We start from the raw sequence: 16,709 nt of genomic DNA on the forward strand, positions 1-16,709 counted from the left end.
TTAGATAGAGCTTGTTGCAAACAAAGGCTCTTTTTGTTTTACCATAAATTGCCACATTCTTTAATCTATAAGCTTTTCAGGGTATTTTGTCTCCCCGCAAGCTCAAAGCCTACGTTTGTGCAGAGGGGAAAGAACTTGGTATTTGAACTCTCTTCTGCTCTCCTGCACCTCATCAAGCTTGTGAGAAATGCGGGAATTACTGCTGTATGATTGGCAATACTAATAATTATCCCCCTAATGCGCTAGCAGTCTATCAACTGAGCATACATTTATGAGTAGTTTGCTTTTATTATTAATAGGTTTTGGAATTTTTTTCTTAACTTGGAAGACTCAAGATGAAATTAATCGTATTACGGCGATGTTTAGCGGGACAATTTCTCTGATTTTGGGGTTAGCTCTAGCTCCATTATCATTGCAATTATTTTCTGAGATTGTCTCACTTCTTGCGGCTTTCTCTGTTTGTATGCGTTGTTTAAGTTGTGGCTCAAACCGCAATTGATAATTTTAATCCCCTAAAATAATTAGGAGATTAATGTACTAGTTGATTACTTTAAAATTCACAAAATTCAGTCTGACAAATACCGTCTGATTGCTATGAACAGCATAATTAAGGTACGTCACTAGTTGAAGCTACTACTTTGGGAACAGAATACGTCGTCCAACTTAGTAAAAATGGGGTTGAAACGTTTAACTCTGGCACTCGCTTTAGTAAAACTACCTCATCACTTAATACGTTGTATGTTTGCGGGTCAAAAATCACACGGGTTTGTTTTCCAGTCTGGCTGTCAGTATAATTCAAACTTATACCTGCTCGTCCTTGCCGATCTGTAACATTCTCGCTACGTGTGACTCCTGGAATATTTGCCATGACTTCAAACAGTGGTCGGTTTAACTCTGATTTAGTTTGCAGTGTCACCAAAATACTCAAAGTTTCATCAAACATCCCAGACTCAATCGCACTATTGTTCTGTTTCGCCCGATTATGGATCGCCTGAGTCAGTAAAGTTTGATCTACTGGCAGTACTGTAGAGTCAACCAGTTCACCTGCTTTATGATCTATCGTGAAGTTTGGTGACAAGCTTGGTTTACCCGCAGCTTCCCAAACTGCACGGTCTTGGACACTCAAAAACTCCGGTTTACCGTCTATTCGCTGAATACGTCCTGACCCATCTGCCCCAAGCCACATTTGATGAGTATATGGTGCTTGAAAACGAATCTCTTTAGCCTTGCTAGTATTTGGCAGTTGTACCATATACATATTCAGCACAAATCCCTCTGTTTTTCGATACAAGTAGGAGCCAGCTTTGAATGTACTCGCTTCATTAGAAGCAGGTGAACTCCCATAAGCTGCACTAAAACTTGCTATTGATGAGGTTTGCACAACACTATAACCACAGCACGCAAGCATAACTAATACAAAGCTAAGGCTGCTCTTTTTTCGAGATTTAGGCTTTAACAGGTTCATCTATTTGCGGTATTTGTAGAGTAATTGAGGAACAGACAAAAAATTAAATCATATAACTGTTTTAATTGATTAGATAATTCCTTTGTAAGTTCCAGAGCTATAAATGTTCTTATCAAATGTTAGATTTAGCTAATGGGAGTTAAATAGTGGCTAACACTAGTTCTTTTAGGTTAGCAGCATGGGGACGGTGGATGCTGTCAACAGTAATTGGCTTGATTGTTGGTGGATTTGTTGGTACTGGAGCAGCGTTTTTAGCTGTTCCTTTAATGAATATATTCATCCCTTTATTACCATTACCAGGAGCTAATACCCAAGGGGCAATCGGCTATATACTGCTAGGCTGCGCGATTGCTGGTGCTGTGGTTGCTGGTGCAGTAATTGGCACATTTCAATGGTTTGTTTTGCAAAGGTGGTTTGAGCATTCACGCTGGTGGATACCTGCAACTGCCATAGGCTGGACTGGAATTGCAGTGGCCATAACTATTTTGACCTACACCCATGTCGCCGGGACTGTCGGTCAAGCTAATGGTACTTTTATTGAAACCACTCTTTGGGATAATGCCGGAGCGATCGCCCGTTCTGTCTCTGGCGTACTCATAGCTGCTTTGCTCATGGGATTGTTCCAAGCTTTTGCATTAAGATTTACGTTCTTGAAAGTTCTGTTATGGATAGCCATGAACGTTTTAGCATTCTTGATTGCTTCGGCAATTTTGATTATATGGGTAAGAGGTGCTGGTGGAATGTTTGGTATCCCAGTATTTTTTGCTGCTTATTCACCAGTGTATGCAGCTATTAGTGGTGTGATCATTCTCCGACTGCGAACTTCAGGCTAAAATCAGCTTTGCATCTTTAAAATAATTAGAAACTGACTCGTCAAAACAAAAAAATTCTACCAAAAGATAGAGATTAAATGCTTGACCATCCGCTGACTTAACTTGACAATACCTGTGTTTGCGATAACACAAAAACTATTAACTTTTAAAAACTCCATGAGTAAAGTTTATCTGATTACCGGAAAGTCAACCGGATTCGGTTGCACCCTAGCAGAAGCGGTTTTAGAACGCTGTGACAAGGTTGTGTTGACGGCAAGAAAACCTGAACAAGTTGCTTAAGAAGGTATCGATGCAGAAATCTGTTGAGCAGCGTATTGAAAGTATTATCAATAATCTTTTGCCAGTGACCGCACAAGAAGGTAAATTTGGTGAACCGAAAACTTTAGACGAACGGTTAGCGCATCACCACACGCCAGGCATTAGTATTGCTGTGATTAATAATTTTGAAATTGAATGGGCACGTGGATTTGGTGTTTGTGAAAAGGGAACAAATCATCAAGTTACACCAGACACATTATTTCAAGCAGCTTCCATCAGTAAACCCGTCTTTGCTTTAGCAGTGATGCGTCTGGCACAAGAAGGACGCTTGGATATTGATGAAGATGTCAATACTTATTTAACTTCCTGGCGTGTGCCAAAGATCGGTGACTGGCAACCTCGGATAACGTTACGCCATTTGTTGAGCCATACTGCTGGCTTGACGATACATGGTTTTCCTGGCTATCCCCAATCAACCTCATTGCCAACTCTCATTCAAATACTCAATGGTGAATCTCCGGCTAATACCGAAAAAGTAGAAGTAAATATAATTCCTGGGTTGCATTTTCGCTATTCCGGTGGCGGTATGACAATTGCTCAACAGGTTTTGGTTGATTTACTGAAGCAACCTTTTCCCGACATGATACACAAATTAGTGCTTCAACCTTTGGGAATGAACAATAGCACTTATCACCAGCCACTGTTGAATGATTGGTTAACTAAAGCCGCAACTGCACATTCTTGTTCTAGTATCCCAGTTGAAGGTAAACATTACGTTTATCCTGAAATGGCAGCCGCCGGCTTATGGACAACTCCATCAGATTTAGCCAAACTTGCGGTTGAAATGATGAGAGTCTTGCATGGTTGTCCTCCATCTGTGTGGAATAAACAGACGCTAGAACAAATGTTGCTTCCTCAACAGCCAGGGCAAATACAAGGAGCTAATGATGAGTTTATCGGATTAGGCAATGGATTATTTGTCGGATTAGGATTCTTTGCAGGTGGTGGAATTGGTGATGGCTTCTACTTTTTTCATAGTGGTCATAATGAAGGGTTTTGCTCACTGATGCGTGTTTATGCCCATATAGGAAAAGGGGCTGTTGTCATGCTCAACTCTAATGAAAGCCAACTGATTCCTGAAGTCATGCGATCTCTGGCTCTGGAGTATGACTGGCCTGATGCCTTTGCAAAGGAAAAAACGATTATTCCTTTAGTACAAGCTGATAGATATTGTGGGTTGTACTCAACCAAAGCAGGATTACAGTTTCAAGTCATGAATTTGGACGGAGATTTGTTTGTCCAATGTCAGCAACAACCTCCATTGCAGTTCTTTTCTACCTCAGAGCTAGAATTTTTTGCAAAAGCTGTAAATACAAATATTTGTTTTGAACAAGATGACACAGGCAACATTACAGCTATGACGTTAAACCAAGCAGGTATTACTAGTTTAAGACAACAAGCTGACCAAACTATTAGAGCCGAAAAACAAAAAGGAGATTAAACACATGAATCTTCCATATACTGGAGGTTGTCAATGCGGAGATATCCGTTATGAAATCCGCTCCCAACCTTTAACTCTTTACTTGTGCCATTGCAAAGAATGTCAAAAACAATCATCCAGTGCCTTTGGAATGTCACTTACTGTACCACGAGATGCTTTAGTTGTGACCCAAGGACAGCCAAAAGCTTGGATTCGCAAAGCTGACAGCAAACGTGAAGTAAAAAATGTATTCTGCGGTGAGTGTGGAACGCGGTTATTTCATGAGCGTACTTACAGCCCCGGTACGATTAACGTCAAAGCTGGAACATTAGACGATACAAGCAATTTACTTCCAGTTGGCAACCTTTGGACACGCAGCGCACAGCCTTGGGTAACAATTTCCGAGGAAATGCTCAACTACGAAGGGCAACCAGATGATATACATCCGTTATGGGACAAATGGAAACAACAGAGTTCATAGATTTTCCGAAAAAATTTATCCTGAAAATTTGGACAATTTTGCGGATTCTTCGAGCAATATGCTAGTTTTTCAGGAAATTAAGCGAGACTTTTCATCATAAATACACTGTTCGCGTCTTGGGTATAATCCCCAAAAGGGCCTCGGTACTCGAATCCATAACGTATGTACAAGGCTCGCGCTGGGGTAAACTCTCCAAAAGCCCCTGTTTCCAAATACAGGCAATCATAACCACGTCGGTGGGCTTCCTTGATAATAATATGTTCTAGAATCTTTGAGGCAACACCCCTACGTCGGTGAGCCTTGACGGTACGCATTGATTTGATTTCACCGCTTCTTGAATCTAGTTCTTTCAATGCCCCGCATCCAACCAGTTCTTCGCCATCCCAAGCCGTCCAAAAAGTAATATTAGGCGAACGCAATGCCTCTATATCAAGAGCATGAACGCTTTCGGGTGGGGTAATCTCATGCATATTTTCGAGATGTTCCCTCAGAAGGTCAGCAATATTTTTACCTGTCAAGTCATCTTCACGAATTTGCAATCGGCTTATTTCCTTCATTAACCCCATATTCCTGCTCTATAAAACCCAAAAGTTTCTCCTCTACCGCAGTCAAATACGGCCGCTTCAACTCCCCCAAGTGCTTCAGCACAGCACGGGCAGCTTCTTCTAATCTCTCGTTTTCCCGTAACCTACTGATGCGATCACTGATCTGCTGCATCTGCTGACATTCCGACTCCAGGTAATTGAGTGGCTTCATGTGGTCGATTCTGATGGTGTACTCCCCATCCCACATTGTGACTGTACAACTGAATTTACCCACATGCTTGACTATCCCCCAACATCCGCCTTTTCCTCGTAAATCAGGATTATCTTTGGCAATAAGGAGGCAGATTTCCCCAACACGGTAAGGATTTGGTGCTTTTGTTCGTTCCATAATCCGTTGTACTACATCGCCTACAACTCTAGCAGATGGTACTTTACCCCCTGCTTCTTCCACTGCCGTCTGCCATACTTCCCATTGCTGTTGAGGTTCCAGCTTTGTTATCGGTCTAACCTGGCGTTCACTCGTAGGCAGAATTTGTGTCCCATTGGGACACATTTCCTCATTTTCTGTTTGTGTCCCACTAGAATAAATTTCCGCATCGCTTGATTCAGTTTCAGTTTGTGTCCCATTGGGACACATTTTCATCAGATTATCAAACACAGCCGAAGCTTCGATTAATCTGTAAGGATGACGACGTTGAAATCCAAACCTGTCCTTGCAATACTCCTCAAAAGTGCTGTGGGTGGAACGGTAAAGCCTGCGATCGCGCAATTCCATCAGCGCCTTACCTGCTTCAAAAACCGCCTTCTCCACTTTTCTCTCCAAGTGTAAGCGATCGCGCTGTTCTTCCTCTGTCAACTCTGGAACTTCAACAGAGGTAACAGTTATGTCTGCTGAAACCGGATCTTCCTCGTTTGACATATTGATTAACGCCGTTTCCACTCTATGAAGCAAATCGACATTAAGTTGCAACTCAGTTGAGCTAATCTTGCTTAATACATATTCCGTAACTATCAGCAGTTAGGGACTTCCATAAAATAAACTATTCCACTAGCAATAATGATAATAATTCTTGAAAAAACATATTTCTTGTTTTTCTTGGAATAATTTATTCTTTGGAAGTCCCCTAATTACTGATTTGACTCCAGAGACTAAATTTTATTCCGTTGATGATAATTTAGAAAACCAGTTGAATCAACTCGGCTGGGATGGGTTTTTATCAAAGATTATGTTAAGTCTCTTAAAACCTCAGTTGGTTCCATAATTAATCAACCTTCGCAAATCAAAACAGTAGTTGCCGAGATGCAAAAGTTTCGAGGCACGATTGAGGGAGGTATTTGTGTGCGGCGGATTGAAGATTTTGTGCCTGAAACCGAGAGGCGTTACTTTGTCCTATCTGGTAAACCTTTTGCTGCTTTAGCAGATGAAGAAATTCCAGAGATTGTCTTTGAGTGTGCCAAGCGGATTGAAAGCCAGTTTTTCTCTGTTGATGTAATAAAGCGTAGAGATGGTACTAAGCGAATCGTAGAAATTGGTGATGGGCAGATGGGCAGGTGTCAGATATTATTGGATGGACAGCTGAACGTTTTGCTCAACTGTGGATCGACAATTAACGAGCCGATAAAGTTGATTGCTATACCCCTAGCCCAAAGCCCTATTCTCTCGTGGCTCATTATCATTAAAATTAAGTTGTTGAGAAGAAAATCTCTTGTGAAATCCTTGCTATTTCGTTGTTTCACGACTTCACGGGAAAAGTCAGATTAATCGTTAGGCTGCTTCAGCTTACTACTGAGACAGTACTTGGAGGCTCCGCAGGTGAGGTAATTGATCTCTAGAACTGCTCACCTATCATCACGATTTGACTCCCATTGCATCGTTTTCTGTGCCAAGCTGAGAAATGCTCTTATTACTGGAGAGGAATCATGCTGCCGCCAAGCAAGATAAAGTCCGGTCTTAGGTGTCTGCTCTTGTAAAGGTCTGTAAGTAACTCCGCTTCTGTGGAAATTTTGCAAGCAGGCGGGAACCAAAGCGATGCCCAATCCTGCTGCAACCAAGCCGATGATAGTTTGCATCTGAACTGCCTCCTGAGCGACTTTCGGACGAAATCCAGCTTCTTGACAAATGTTAATAATCTGCTCGTAAAAGATGGGCCCCATTTTGGCAGGAAATAGGATAAATAATTCATCTGCCAAAGCAGAGAGAGACACTTTAGCCTGTGCAGAGAGCGGATGGGTTTGTGGCAACGCCAATACCAATGATTCTTGCAAAACGCATTCCATACTTAGCCCTGGCTCAATGATGGCAGAACGAACAATGCCGACATCAACCTGTTTATGATGCAGAGCTTGAATTTGCTCTTGCGTCGTCAGTTCATGCAATCGCAGTTCTACAGCAGGAAACTGTTCTCGAAAGACACTTAAAATATCTGGCAGTACGGTATACGTTGCAGATCCAACAAACCCGATCGCCAACCGTCCAACCTCACCCCGCTCTACCCGTTGTGTCACTTCGATCGCCTGTTCGAGTTGCGCTAACACCAGATAGGAGCGCTCTAAAAACACTTTACCTGCTTCAGTAAGCTGCACTTGCCGCTTCGTTCTCTCAAACAGCCTGACTCCTAGTTCATCTTCCAAACCGCGAATCTGCTGACTGAGCGGGGGTTGGGAAATGTGCAACCGCTTTGCTGCTCGACTAAAGTGTAGTTCCTCAGCCACCGCGATGAAGTAGTGCAGATGCCGTAGTTCCATCACACTTATATGTCTAACCTATTAATCTTAGTCAAATATATATTGGACAGTCACATGACTGTCCCCTATCGTAAGAAATATGAGGTGCGTCTCATCACTTTTGTATTGGAGAAAACAAATTAACTCTATATAGATAGCCATGCAGAGGCGAACGCTAGGTAGCCAACTTTGAACGAGTCATGAGATGGTGCTTACGCCCACTCAAATTTAAGATTTCAATCAGAAGAGAGGCAAATGATTCGACTTGACGATCAAGTAGCCATTATTACAGGCAGTGGACGCGGTTTAGGAGCAGCTTATGCCCGTCTGTTGGCAGAAAGAGGGGCGCGAGTTGTAATCCACGATGCAGGCGTTAACAAAGAGGGGACTGGTTTCGATCCAATGGTGGCGGCTGATGTCGCCAGCAACATTCGCAAAGCTGGTGGAGTTGCGATCGCCAGCGATGTACTCCTGGATAGTCGAGACAACTGCCGCAGCCTGGTAGAAATGACGCTCTTAAAGTTCGATCGCCTCGATATCTTAATCCACAATGCTGGCTGGGTTGCTTATGAATCAATCCAAGACCTGACACCTAATTTTCTACAACGTGCCATCAACATCAACATAGAAGCGCCAACTTGGTTAGCTCAAGCCGCCTTTCCGATTATGAAACAGCAAAACTACGGACGGATTGTGTTTACTACTTCCGATAGAGCTATTTATCAGCAATATGCACTCAGTGGTCTTGCCCCTTATGCTATGGGTAAAATGGCACAGATCGGTCTGATGAATGTGCTTGCGGTTGAAGGCAAAGAGCATTCCATTCTCGTTAATGCGATTTCGCCGATAGCCAAAACGCGGATGTGGAACGTACAAGATGAGCCTCTTGATTTGCGACCCGAGCAAGTAGCCCCCGGAGTGTTATATCTGGCTTCTGGTGAATGCCGAGAGTCTGGATTTATATTAAGGGCAAGCAATGGCCAATTCACAGCTGTGCGCTGGATCGAGCGAGACAACGTGAACTATCCATTAAACCTTGCCGCTGTTGAAAGTTCTACTGCGGAGGATTTGGCTACTCGCTGGCAGGAGATTGCTGCGGATGTTGCGTTTTAAAGATTCGGCTTGTACTTTGAGATGGTCTTTGGGAAACAATTGAGATTATTAGTGGCAGCGTAGGAATCACGCAAAAATAACTTGAACACTTTTAATTGGAAAGTAAGGCTAGCAGCTTATTCCAAATTAAATTTGTACAACTTATTTTTACATGATGGTTTAATCAAATAAATACTCTTGCATGTCGTTTTGTCGATGGCGGAGAATACTTATCGCCTTGACTTGGATTTGACGAATCCGCTCTCGGCTGAGGTTTAGCTCTTTACCAATCTGAGCAAGATTCAAATGCTGATCGTTCTCTAGCCCAAAGCTTAAAGTTAACACTTGACGCTGTATAGGTGTCAGTGGTGCTAAAAATTTCGCCACGTCTTGCGATAAAAGTTCTTGGGTGAGCAGTTTTTCTGGTGAAGCACCAACGTCTGCTAAAATTTCGCCCAATTCTGTCTCTTTCTCATCTCCAACTTGTTTATTTAAAGAAATAGCTGTGCGAGAAGCGCTGAGATATTCTCGAAGCTTATCTGGGCTTATGTTTAATGTTGATGCAATTTCTTCAGCAGTAGCATGACGACCGAGCTTTTGAAAGCTTTCTCGCTGCACCTTCTTTACTTTATTAAGTATTTCAGTAAGGTGAACAGGCAATCTAATAGTCCGTGATTGTTCCGCAATGGCTCTAGTAATTGCTTGGGTAATCCACCAGTATGCGTAGGTGGAAAGTTTGTAACCACGATTGGGATCAAATTTCTCGACACCACGCTGTAGTCCCAGCGCCCCTTCTTGAATTAAGTCTAGCAATTCCATGTTGCGGTTCTGATATTTCTTGGCAACTGAAACTACAAGCCGCAAGTTTGCTGTCACCATTTTCTGCTTTGCCCATTGACCCTGCTGAAGAATTTGAGTGACTTCGGCTTCAGTTTTTTGAAGATCAGCAGCTAACTCGGATGTTGTTGGCTCTTGATTCAGTTTTTGTACAAGTTCAGCTTTTCGTTGCTCAATAGCTACCATCTGCTGTACAAGTCTTGCATAACCGATTTCTTGGGAGCCTGTCAGCAAGGGGAAACGTCCGATATCTTGCAGGTAGAGGCGAACTATATCTGAAGTCGGGGTAGGCATATAAGTTAACAAATAAAATACTGGCTTTTCAGTTAAAAATTGAAAGTTTAAATTAATTGAATAATTTTATCCAGGTGAACTTTCGTCTAAAAGTGATTCAATTTGAGCGAGTAATTTTTCTAGAGCTTTTTGTTTTTTAGGATTGTCCCAAATAGGAGCTTTTTGCAATCTGTTTGATACTTGCTTGTAGCGATCCTTTAAAGAAGCTGATTGTGAGCCAGTTGTACGAGATGATTTAATTCGTTCATTAATCTGTACTAAAGATAAATTTTCTTTTATCGCGGCTTCCATAAGTGCCATTCTTTCTAGATCATTTTTTATACGGGCAATTGCCGTTGCTTTAGTGTATTCAATTTGACCTTGGCGCAATACAGCTAACACATCTGGAGGCAGTTTCAGTAATGGTAAACGACTACTGACAAAAGATTCCCAGGATATGATTCCTACTGTATCAAAAATAGTTTTAATAGTAATTGATTCTTCACTACCCAAAACGTTTTGGGTAACTTTACCTTTAGCTTCATTTTGCATTCGGTACAGTAATGAAACAACATCATTAATACTTTGCTTCAATTGCAAACTGAGAAGTTGAAGTATACCCTCAGTTGCTTCAATTGGATTTAAATCTTCCCTTATCAAGTTTTCAACTAGCGATATCTGTAACGCTTCTTGGTCGTCAAACTCCCTAATTACAACAGGGACTTCCTCTAACCCAATCATTTTTGCTGCACGTAAGCGGCGCTCTCCAGCAACCAACTCGTATGCTTCTCCTTGTGGGCGCACAAGTAGTGGCTCAAGAATACCATGTTCTTGAATTGATAATGCAAGCTGGCTAATTTTTTCAGTATCGAAATAGCGCCGGGGCTGTGATTGAGGTAATTGGATCGCATCAATGGAAATCTTCTGTGGTGAGCCAGTAGTACTTTCACTTTGGTTCAAGGTTTCACCAAGCAAAGCAGCTACACCTTTTAAATGGCTGGTATAAGGCTTGTCTTTCTTACTGCTAATCATGGTAGTTTTTCTAAATTTGAGGTTATTTTTTTAGTACACTGACAGCAGGATGTTTAGGGCTATATAGCGCCAAAGGTAGGCGTGCCTCACTTGCATCAGCAAAGGCAATAGTTTTAGGAATTGGCTCGTAGACTGTTGCTAATGGTGACAATTGTTCAAAAATAGCTTTCATAGTTCTACTCTCTTGAGCAGTACGCGCATCATACATGGTTGGAACAAAACCGGCAATAGTAAGGGCTTTATTTGCTCCTTTACGAAGCGTTGCTACAGTTCTTAAAAGTAGATCAGTTCCTTGAAAAGATTTGAACTGGCACTGAATAGGAACCAAGACGTGAGTTGCTGCTACCAAACTGATAACGCTGAGAATCCCTAATGACGGAGGACAGTCTATCAAAATAAAATCATATTTATCTAATATAGAGGCCAGTGCATTTTTTAGACGCATTTCACGCATTAGCGCTACAACAAGTTCAAGTTCGGCAGCACTTAAGTTGATATTGGCTGGAACTAAACTCATGCCATGAATTAATTCAGGATAAATTGGTAATACTTCCTCGCCTACTACTGCTTCGTACACAGTTTTCGTAAATTTTTCTGGGTCGAGTCCCATAAAGGTTGTTAGCGAGGCTTGTGGATCTACATCTATAAGTAAAACGCGATTTTTCTTTTTCTGGCTGAGATGGTAGCCCAAGTTCATGGTTAAACTGGTTTTCCCTACTCCTCCTGACTGGTTGAATAGTGCAATAATACGGGTTTTGCTCACAGTTATATTTCGCTTGATGTGGAGAATAATTAGAGTTCGCTATTAAAGCCTCTATTATGGCTGATTTTATACTTGGATAAACTTTAATACAACCGAAATTTCAAAGTAACTTAAACTTTTTACTTTTGCTTGTATGCCAAATATAGATTTGTAGAAAAAAATTCAGCTTGACGACATTATAATAGGGGCGCTTCGGAGAAAGTGAAATACTAAAAGCAAGCATTCTTCAGTTTAAAAGTTACATTAAAAAGAAGGTTTTTACCAAAGGTTCTTATGAAATCTACTAAGCGACCACCCAAGCCACAATTGATTAAGCACATTCCTACTGTTAATCAACCAGAAGTACAGAAATTGGGCAATAGTGATGCTCAAGTAGAATCATACCAAGATGTAGTAAAAACAACCGCCCTTCATGAAGCTCCAAAAACAATAACTCAGTCAAGCGACAGCGCATCTAAATCACCGGAGAAACAAGAGTTGTTTCACTCTACCTTAGATGATGGCAAGTTGTTGGAAGAACTCACAAGCGAGCAGCAACCCGGCCATGCCCCTGTCCAGCAAAAACGCCTAGAGCCGCCAAAAGTTGAGCCGCAGGTGACTGGCAAGCGCAACAAGAAAAAAATAGATTCACTATCAGCAACCAAACCTCATATACCCTTCCAAGACCGCTCCGAAGAACCAGAATTACCGCCATCACCCTGTCAGCACATGCAATTCCTGGATTGCAACTCGGAGGTAGGGCGTGTGATATTCGAGTGCTACCACTGCTTGCAGGGGATAATCAGCGAGTACACCGGAGATCCCCTAATGGGCGAGTACAAAGGACGACCTTCAGTGATTTTCACAAAGGTAAAATGCCCCAACTGTGAGCAAACAGCGATTAGACTGCAAGCAAGGGAAGTACTTTCGACTACGGCGATACCTTCACCTTGGGCAGAAAAGTAAAATATGCATCGACTGCTCTTTTTAATTAGCTATATGGGAAGATTTTAAAAATTACTCATGGGGTATATATGGGGGCTATATGTACCCCAATTATTATTTAGAGCTTTTATACATAATAGCCCCTATATGGGAAATACATAGGGGCTACTTAGGGTACATTTGAAACATTTAACTTTTGTACCCCACTTGACCCCCAACACGGTTTGGTTAAGGAATTTCTTAGTTATAGAATTCAGGAGTCAGGAGTCAAGAGTTAGAATAAAGCTTTTATGCTAAGTAGCTAACAAAGCAAACAAGGGATCTTAAACTCTCAGGGCGAAAATTCACCAATTCTGGATTCACCAATTCTGCATTCTGGTTTATTCCTCATCCTCCTCTTCTTCCTCATCATATTCATAATCTGCATAATCCTTCCCATGCTGCTCGTACCACAAACGTTCTTCTTCTTGAGCCGCCTCTCGCTGTATCCTTTTCCGCTCCGCCATCTCTGCTTCTAGGATTTCTTGCTCTAGTTTTTCCTTTTCCAACCGCTCTCTTAAGAGCCTTTCTCGCTCTTGAGTTTCTTGCTCTACCCTCTCCCTCTCAAGTTTGATTAATCGCTGCTCGACTCGTCCACAGTAAAAATCTAATGCTTTACCCGTCGCGGCTCCGGTACAGGTACCACTGACTAGAAAAATAAGTCCGGTTTTCCAGCCTTCAATCGGGCCACCGCTCCACTGCAAACTTTTTTGATTAAACCATACCAGCACAGAGAAGACAAAAATTCCAACTACCGTATTGATAAGCGCAAAAATTCTCGGTGTCATCTCAGTCTGTCGCAGTATTAGCCACTGTCCCAGCCAGAGTATTGCACCAAAAATCACCGCAGCAATCGCGCTCATGACAATATGATCTGGATAGCTGAACGGATCTAGTGTCATATTGATAATCAATGGCACAAATATCAGCGCAGAGAGCAAAAAGCCAATGAATAAGCCAGCAACACTTATCAGGCTCCAGTAGCGACCGAGATAACCGAGGCGGAATTCCAATATCCACTCTTGTACGGGAAGCATCGCGAAACTGGTGACAGAACCGATGCGTCAACTTGGGGGTGGTGCGATCATTAATATTTCCGCAAGCGATTCTCAAGAACCAACACTTGGAACTCCTTTCAGTGGAACACTTCGTGCTGCAATGGAAGGATTTACCAAACTCTATGCGCCCGCGATATCGGGCTGATCATATTCGCATGAACTCGATCGCTCCTTTTTTTGTTGCCGATAGCCTTGAGGAATTAGAAGGCTGGAACGTTCCTGATGATTTGATGTGGGGTCGTCCAGCTACCTATGCAGAACTCGCCAAAACGGTTAGCTTTTTAATATCAGATGATGCTAAGTTCATTACAGGAACCACCCTCAAAGTAGACGAAGCTCGTTCATCTGGAATTTAATTACATAACCTCTCTATACTAAAGGTTACAGAAAAACAAGGGCAACTTAAATATATCACTCGTTGCCAGGTAACTTAACAAAAGACTCAAATCTGTGATATTACATGAAACGAAAGAATCATTACAGACATATTGTTAATTTCCATGTTGGATTAAACGACAGGCAGCTAAAAAGTAATTAGAGTGCATTAATACAGTAACTTAATGTTTTGTCGCCAGATACTTAAAAAACCAATGTCGCGCAAAGAAGTTAGGCAGTATTGGCTGGTCAAATCCTTATAAGTAAAGCTTAAGAGCTAAGTAATCAAATTTTTCTTAATGGACTTTCTTACTTGTGTTTAATTTTATAGATAAATAACAGATTTATAATCAAAAGCCATTGATTTAACTCTATAGAAAAGCCACATCAATAAATATATTTGGCGTAGAGCCGAAATTCCATTATGATTCGAGTGTTGAAAATATGAGTGTTTTTCACGCTAGAACAGTTAAGACATATCGTAAAAAGGGAGAGTCAGCTTTGTGAAAAAAGGTATTAATTATCCAGTGATATTGTTTGGGGGTGAAAGTTTAGAACGGCTAGTTTCTGTCGCTACAGCCCAACATTTAGTAGAAATTTTTCCAGAAGCTGAGATTTGGTTCTGGTCTGTTGGTGATAATTTTCATAAAGTAGAAAGACAAGAGCTTCTGGGACATGAGAAGCCATTTCAAGCTCCCTTCATTCCCAGCACAGAAAATTTTGCTGATTCCGTTGATGATGCTTTAGACATAGCAGCACAGGAACATAAATTACTTTTGCTAGCACTACATGGTGGTACTGCTGAGAATGGAACTTTTGCAGCGCAATGTGAAAAAAGACAAATTCTCTTTACTGGTTCGGGATCTCGGTCTAGCCAGTTAGCCTTTAATAAGGCTGCCGCTAAAGAGATTGCAGAAAGTGTGGGTGTATCGGTTGCCTCATCGGTCATTGCTTCCCCTAGCAAACCAGTCATCATAGAAGAACTTTTAGAATGGCTGTCTCAATACGGTAAATTGGTGGCAAAACCGTTATCAGATGGCTCAAGCTATGGTCTAATGTTTATTGAAACAGAAATCGATTTAGAAAATCTTGCTACTGCTTCAGAACAACGCGAATATATTGTCGAGCCTTTTGTGTCAGGTGTCGAAACTACAGTTGCCGTAATCCAACATAACCAAGATGCTATTGCACTCCCTCCAGTTGAAATCAGACCACGTAGTAATCGAGTATTCGATTATGCGGGAAAATATCTTAATGATGGGGTAGAAGAAATATGCCCATCAACATTCCCAGAAAGTGCCGTAGTAGCTCTAAAGGAAGCAGCTCTAAGTGTACACAAAGCAATAGGAGCTTATGGATATTCACGTAGTGACTTCATACTTACATCAACTGTCCCTATATTTTTGGAGATTAACACTCTCCCTGGATTAACTAAAACCTCACTCCTACCTATAGCTTTACGTGTTTCAAATATAAGCATATCTGACTTTCTTACTACACAAATTAGACTTGCCGAAGACCGTTATATAAATATCCTTAGTAATACAGTAAACCACATTTAAATTGACGTGTGAGTATTGTTATCTGTAGTGGTTACACTGCATTAATACTGTACAGTACTGTATTGCCACAATAATTAAACGCTTAAAAGGGCTATTTTAGGATAAATTTATCTTTGTATGCCTATTTGTTGTGTTTGAGATTTAGCTAATATTTTATCAATTTGAGTATTAACATCCTCAAAAGTTTGCAATATCTGGGGAGTTACTTTATTCGTCTGCACCCTCCCAGATTGCAAGTTTAAAATTACCTCCCCATTTTTCTGCGAAATAGTTAAATTCCTCTGCTGGGTATTGAAAGCCAAGTCATAAATCTTTCCTTGAACTTGAGTCCCATTTTCATCAGACTTCCCCCAGACCATGCCAATCCTTTGAGCAATTTGAGTCAGCCGACTGATGCCTTCAAGCTCAAATGTATCTTGATTCATTACTGTCAACACTTGGGCTGATAATTGCTCACCAGCTTTAAACTGATTGGCCACTTCTACAATGCGTTTTTTGTAATTTTCCGGCTTCCCTAACTTATCTGCGGCATTATACCAATTTCTCAAGTCATCAATAGTAACTGTCGGGGGCTTCTCTACACCTATAAGTTCGGTTTTTGTACTATTAGTAATATCTGGTGTAGAAGGATTAGTGGAGAGTGATGGAGTTATAGATTGGTTAGGTGGGGATTGCGCTGTTTGTTCTGGTGCTTTCAAAAACTGCGGTCGTGTGGCGAGGGAATTAACTCTTTGTTGATAGTTACTATCCGATTCAATCACAGCCCCAAATTTCTTGGTCATGCTCGACAAAGTTTTGTCAGGGATGGAGCTATCAACCAAGCTAAATACAGCTAGACCTTTTTTAGTTTCCCTGATGACATCTTCTATTGGTACTTGCTGCCATTCAACTTTTTGAGCAGTTAACCATTTTGTCACAGTCTCAGCTTTCTGGTTGTCAACAGCCAAGCCCATGACTCCAAGTTTTTT

18 protein-coding genes and 1 pseudogene are annotated in these 16,709 nt (G+C 41.5%); 10 read left to right on the top strand and 9 right to left on the bottom strand.

Annotation, left to right across the window (positions count from 1 at the left end; all coding sequences use genetic code 11):
• Nucleotides 1-271 precede the first annotated feature (271 nt).
• Nucleotides 272-499, top strand: a complete 228-nt coding sequence (locus H6G26_RS31260; RefSeq protein ID WP_190734488.1) for a hypothetical protein — start codon at nucleotides 272-274, stop codon at nucleotides 497-499.
• 108 nt (nucleotides 500-607) lie between these two features.
• On the opposite strand, the gene H6G26_RS31265 is transcribed toward H6G26_RS31260, so the two are convergent.
• Nucleotides 608-1,381: a hypothetical protein gene (locus H6G26_RS31265; protein WP_190734490.1), complete on the bottom strand. Its 774-nt coding sequence runs from the start codon at nucleotides 1,379-1,381 to the stop codon at nucleotides 608-610.
• 230 nt (nucleotides 1,382-1,611) lie between these two features.
• On the opposite strand from H6G26_RS31265, the gene H6G26_RS31270 reads away from it, so the two are divergent.
• The 4 genes from H6G26_RS31270 to H6G26_RS31280 all read left to right on the top strand — a co-directional run bounded on the left by H6G26_RS31270 (nucleotide 1,612) and on the right by H6G26_RS31280 (nucleotide 4,517).
• Entirely contained in the window at nucleotides 1,612-2,298 is a 687-nt protein-coding gene (locus H6G26_RS31270) for a hypothetical protein (protein ID WP_190734492.1), read from the top strand.
• Between the two features lie 156 nt (nucleotides 2,299-2,454).
• Nucleotides 2,455-2,577: a hypothetical protein gene (locus H6G26_RS43935; protein ID WP_277883932.1), complete on the top strand. Its 123-nt coding sequence runs from the start codon at nucleotides 2,455-2,457 to the stop codon at nucleotides 2,575-2,577.
• Nucleotides 2,578-2,587: 10 nt separating this feature from the next.
• Entirely contained in the window at nucleotides 2,588-4,057 is a 1,470-nt protein-coding gene (locus H6G26_RS31275; protein ID WP_190734494.1) for a serine hydrolase, read from the top strand.
• Between the two features lie 4 nt (nucleotides 4,058-4,061).
• Complete coding sequence (locus tag H6G26_RS31280; protein WP_190734496.1) at nucleotides 4,062-4,517, top strand: GFA family protein; 456 nt, start codon at nucleotides 4,062-4,064, stop codon at nucleotides 4,515-4,517.
• A gap of 77 nt (nucleotides 4,518-4,594) precedes the next feature.
• Here H6G26_RS31280 and H6G26_RS31285 read toward each other — a convergent pair whose 3' ends face one another.
• Together H6G26_RS31285 and H6G26_RS31290 are read right to left on the bottom strand one after the other, a co-directional pair.
• Complete coding sequence (locus H6G26_RS31285; RefSeq protein WP_190734498.1) at nucleotides 4,595-5,074, bottom strand: GNAT family N-acetyltransferase; 480 nt, start codon at nucleotides 5,072-5,074, stop codon at nucleotides 4,595-4,597.
• Complete coding sequence (locus H6G26_RS31290) at nucleotides 5,043-5,981, bottom strand: hypothetical protein (RefSeq protein ID WP_190734499.1); 939 nt, start codon at nucleotides 5,979-5,981, stop codon at nucleotides 5,043-5,045. Before H6G26_RS31290 ends, H6G26_RS31285 begins: the two co-directional genes overlap by 32 nt.
• 342 nt (nucleotides 5,982-6,323) lie before the next feature.
• Between H6G26_RS31290 and H6G26_RS31295 the strand changes: the two genes are divergently transcribed.
• Complete coding sequence (locus H6G26_RS31295) at nucleotides 6,324-6,824, top strand: ATP-grasp domain-containing protein (protein WP_347242533.1); 501 nt, start codon at nucleotides 6,324-6,326, stop codon at nucleotides 6,822-6,824.
• Between the two features lie 77 nt (nucleotides 6,825-6,901).
• Here H6G26_RS31295 and H6G26_RS31300 read toward each other — a convergent pair whose 3' ends face one another.
• Complete coding sequence (locus H6G26_RS31300) at nucleotides 6,902-7,807, bottom strand: LysR family transcriptional regulator (protein WP_190734513.1); 906 nt, start codon at nucleotides 7,805-7,807, stop codon at nucleotides 6,902-6,904.
• 234 nt (nucleotides 7,808-8,041) lie between these two features.
• Here H6G26_RS31300 and H6G26_RS31305 point away from each other — a divergent pair, with 234 nt between their 5' ends.
• Nucleotides 8,042-8,899 carry an SDR family NAD(P)-dependent oxidoreductase gene (locus tag H6G26_RS31305; protein WP_190734501.1) on the top strand — a complete coding sequence of 286 codons (858 nt, stop codon included), beginning with the start codon at nucleotides 8,042-8,044 and terminating at the stop codon, nucleotides 8,897-8,899.
• Between the two features lie 159 nt (nucleotides 8,900-9,058).
• On the opposite strand, the gene H6G26_RS31310 is transcribed toward H6G26_RS31305, so the two are convergent.
• From H6G26_RS31310 to H6G26_RS31320, 3 genes are all read right to left on the bottom strand, one after another.
• Nucleotides 9,059-10,009 (bottom strand): RpoD/SigA family RNA polymerase sigma factor, encoded by a 951-nt coding sequence (locus H6G26_RS31310; RefSeq protein ID WP_190734503.1) that lies wholly within the window; start codon nucleotides 10,007-10,009, stop codon nucleotides 9,059-9,061.
• A gap of 66 nt (nucleotides 10,010-10,075) precedes the next feature.
• Entirely contained in the window at nucleotides 10,076-11,020 is a 945-nt protein-coding gene (locus tag H6G26_RS31315; protein ID WP_190734505.1) for a ParB/RepB/Spo0J family partition protein, read from the bottom strand.
• Nucleotides 11,021-11,042: 22 nt separating this feature from the next.
• Nucleotides 11,043-11,783 (bottom strand): AAA family ATPase, encoded by a 741-nt coding sequence (locus tag H6G26_RS31320; RefSeq protein WP_190734507.1) that lies wholly within the window; start codon nucleotides 11,781-11,783, stop codon nucleotides 11,043-11,045.
• A 273-nt stretch (nucleotides 11,784-12,056) separates the two neighbouring features.
• Here H6G26_RS31320 and H6G26_RS41910 point away from each other — a divergent pair, with 273 nt between their 5' ends.
• A complete protein-coding gene (locus tag H6G26_RS41910; protein WP_199327172.1) occupies nucleotides 12,057-12,728 on the top strand; it encodes a hypothetical protein in 672 nt (223 codons plus the stop codon).
• Between the two features lie 359 nt (nucleotides 12,729-13,087).
• On the opposite strand, the gene H6G26_RS31330 is transcribed toward H6G26_RS41910, so the two are convergent.
• Nucleotides 13,088-13,783 (bottom strand): hypothetical protein, encoded by a 696-nt coding sequence (locus H6G26_RS31330; protein WP_190734509.1) that lies wholly within the window; start codon nucleotides 13,781-13,783, stop codon nucleotides 13,088-13,090.
• A gap of 41 nt (nucleotides 13,784-13,824) precedes the next feature.
• Here H6G26_RS31330 and H6G26_RS44340 point away from each other — a divergent pair, with 41 nt between their 5' ends.
• Both H6G26_RS44340 and H6G26_RS31340 read left to right on the top strand, forming a co-directional pair.
• Nucleotides 13,825-14,160, top strand: a complete 336-nt coding sequence (locus H6G26_RS44340; protein WP_347242532.1) for an SDR family oxidoreductase — start codon at nucleotides 13,825-13,827, stop codon at nucleotides 14,158-14,160.
• Between the two features lie 522 nt (nucleotides 14,161-14,682).
• Complete coding sequence (locus H6G26_RS31340) at nucleotides 14,683-15,741, top strand: ATP-grasp domain-containing protein (RefSeq protein ID WP_190734511.1); 1,059 nt, start codon at nucleotides 14,683-14,685, stop codon at nucleotides 15,739-15,741.
• Between the two features lie 107 nt (nucleotides 15,742-15,848).
• Here H6G26_RS31340 and H6G26_RS31345 read toward each other — a convergent pair.
• Nucleotides 15,849-16,709: pseudogene (locus tag H6G26_RS31345) on the bottom strand (hypothetical protein); the annotation flags it as partial.

Origin of the sequence: Nostoc sp. FACHB-888, assembly GCF_014696655.1 — a bacterium.
Lineage (GTDB): Bacteria > Cyanobacteriota > Cyanobacteriia > Cyanobacteriales > Nostocaceae > Nostoc.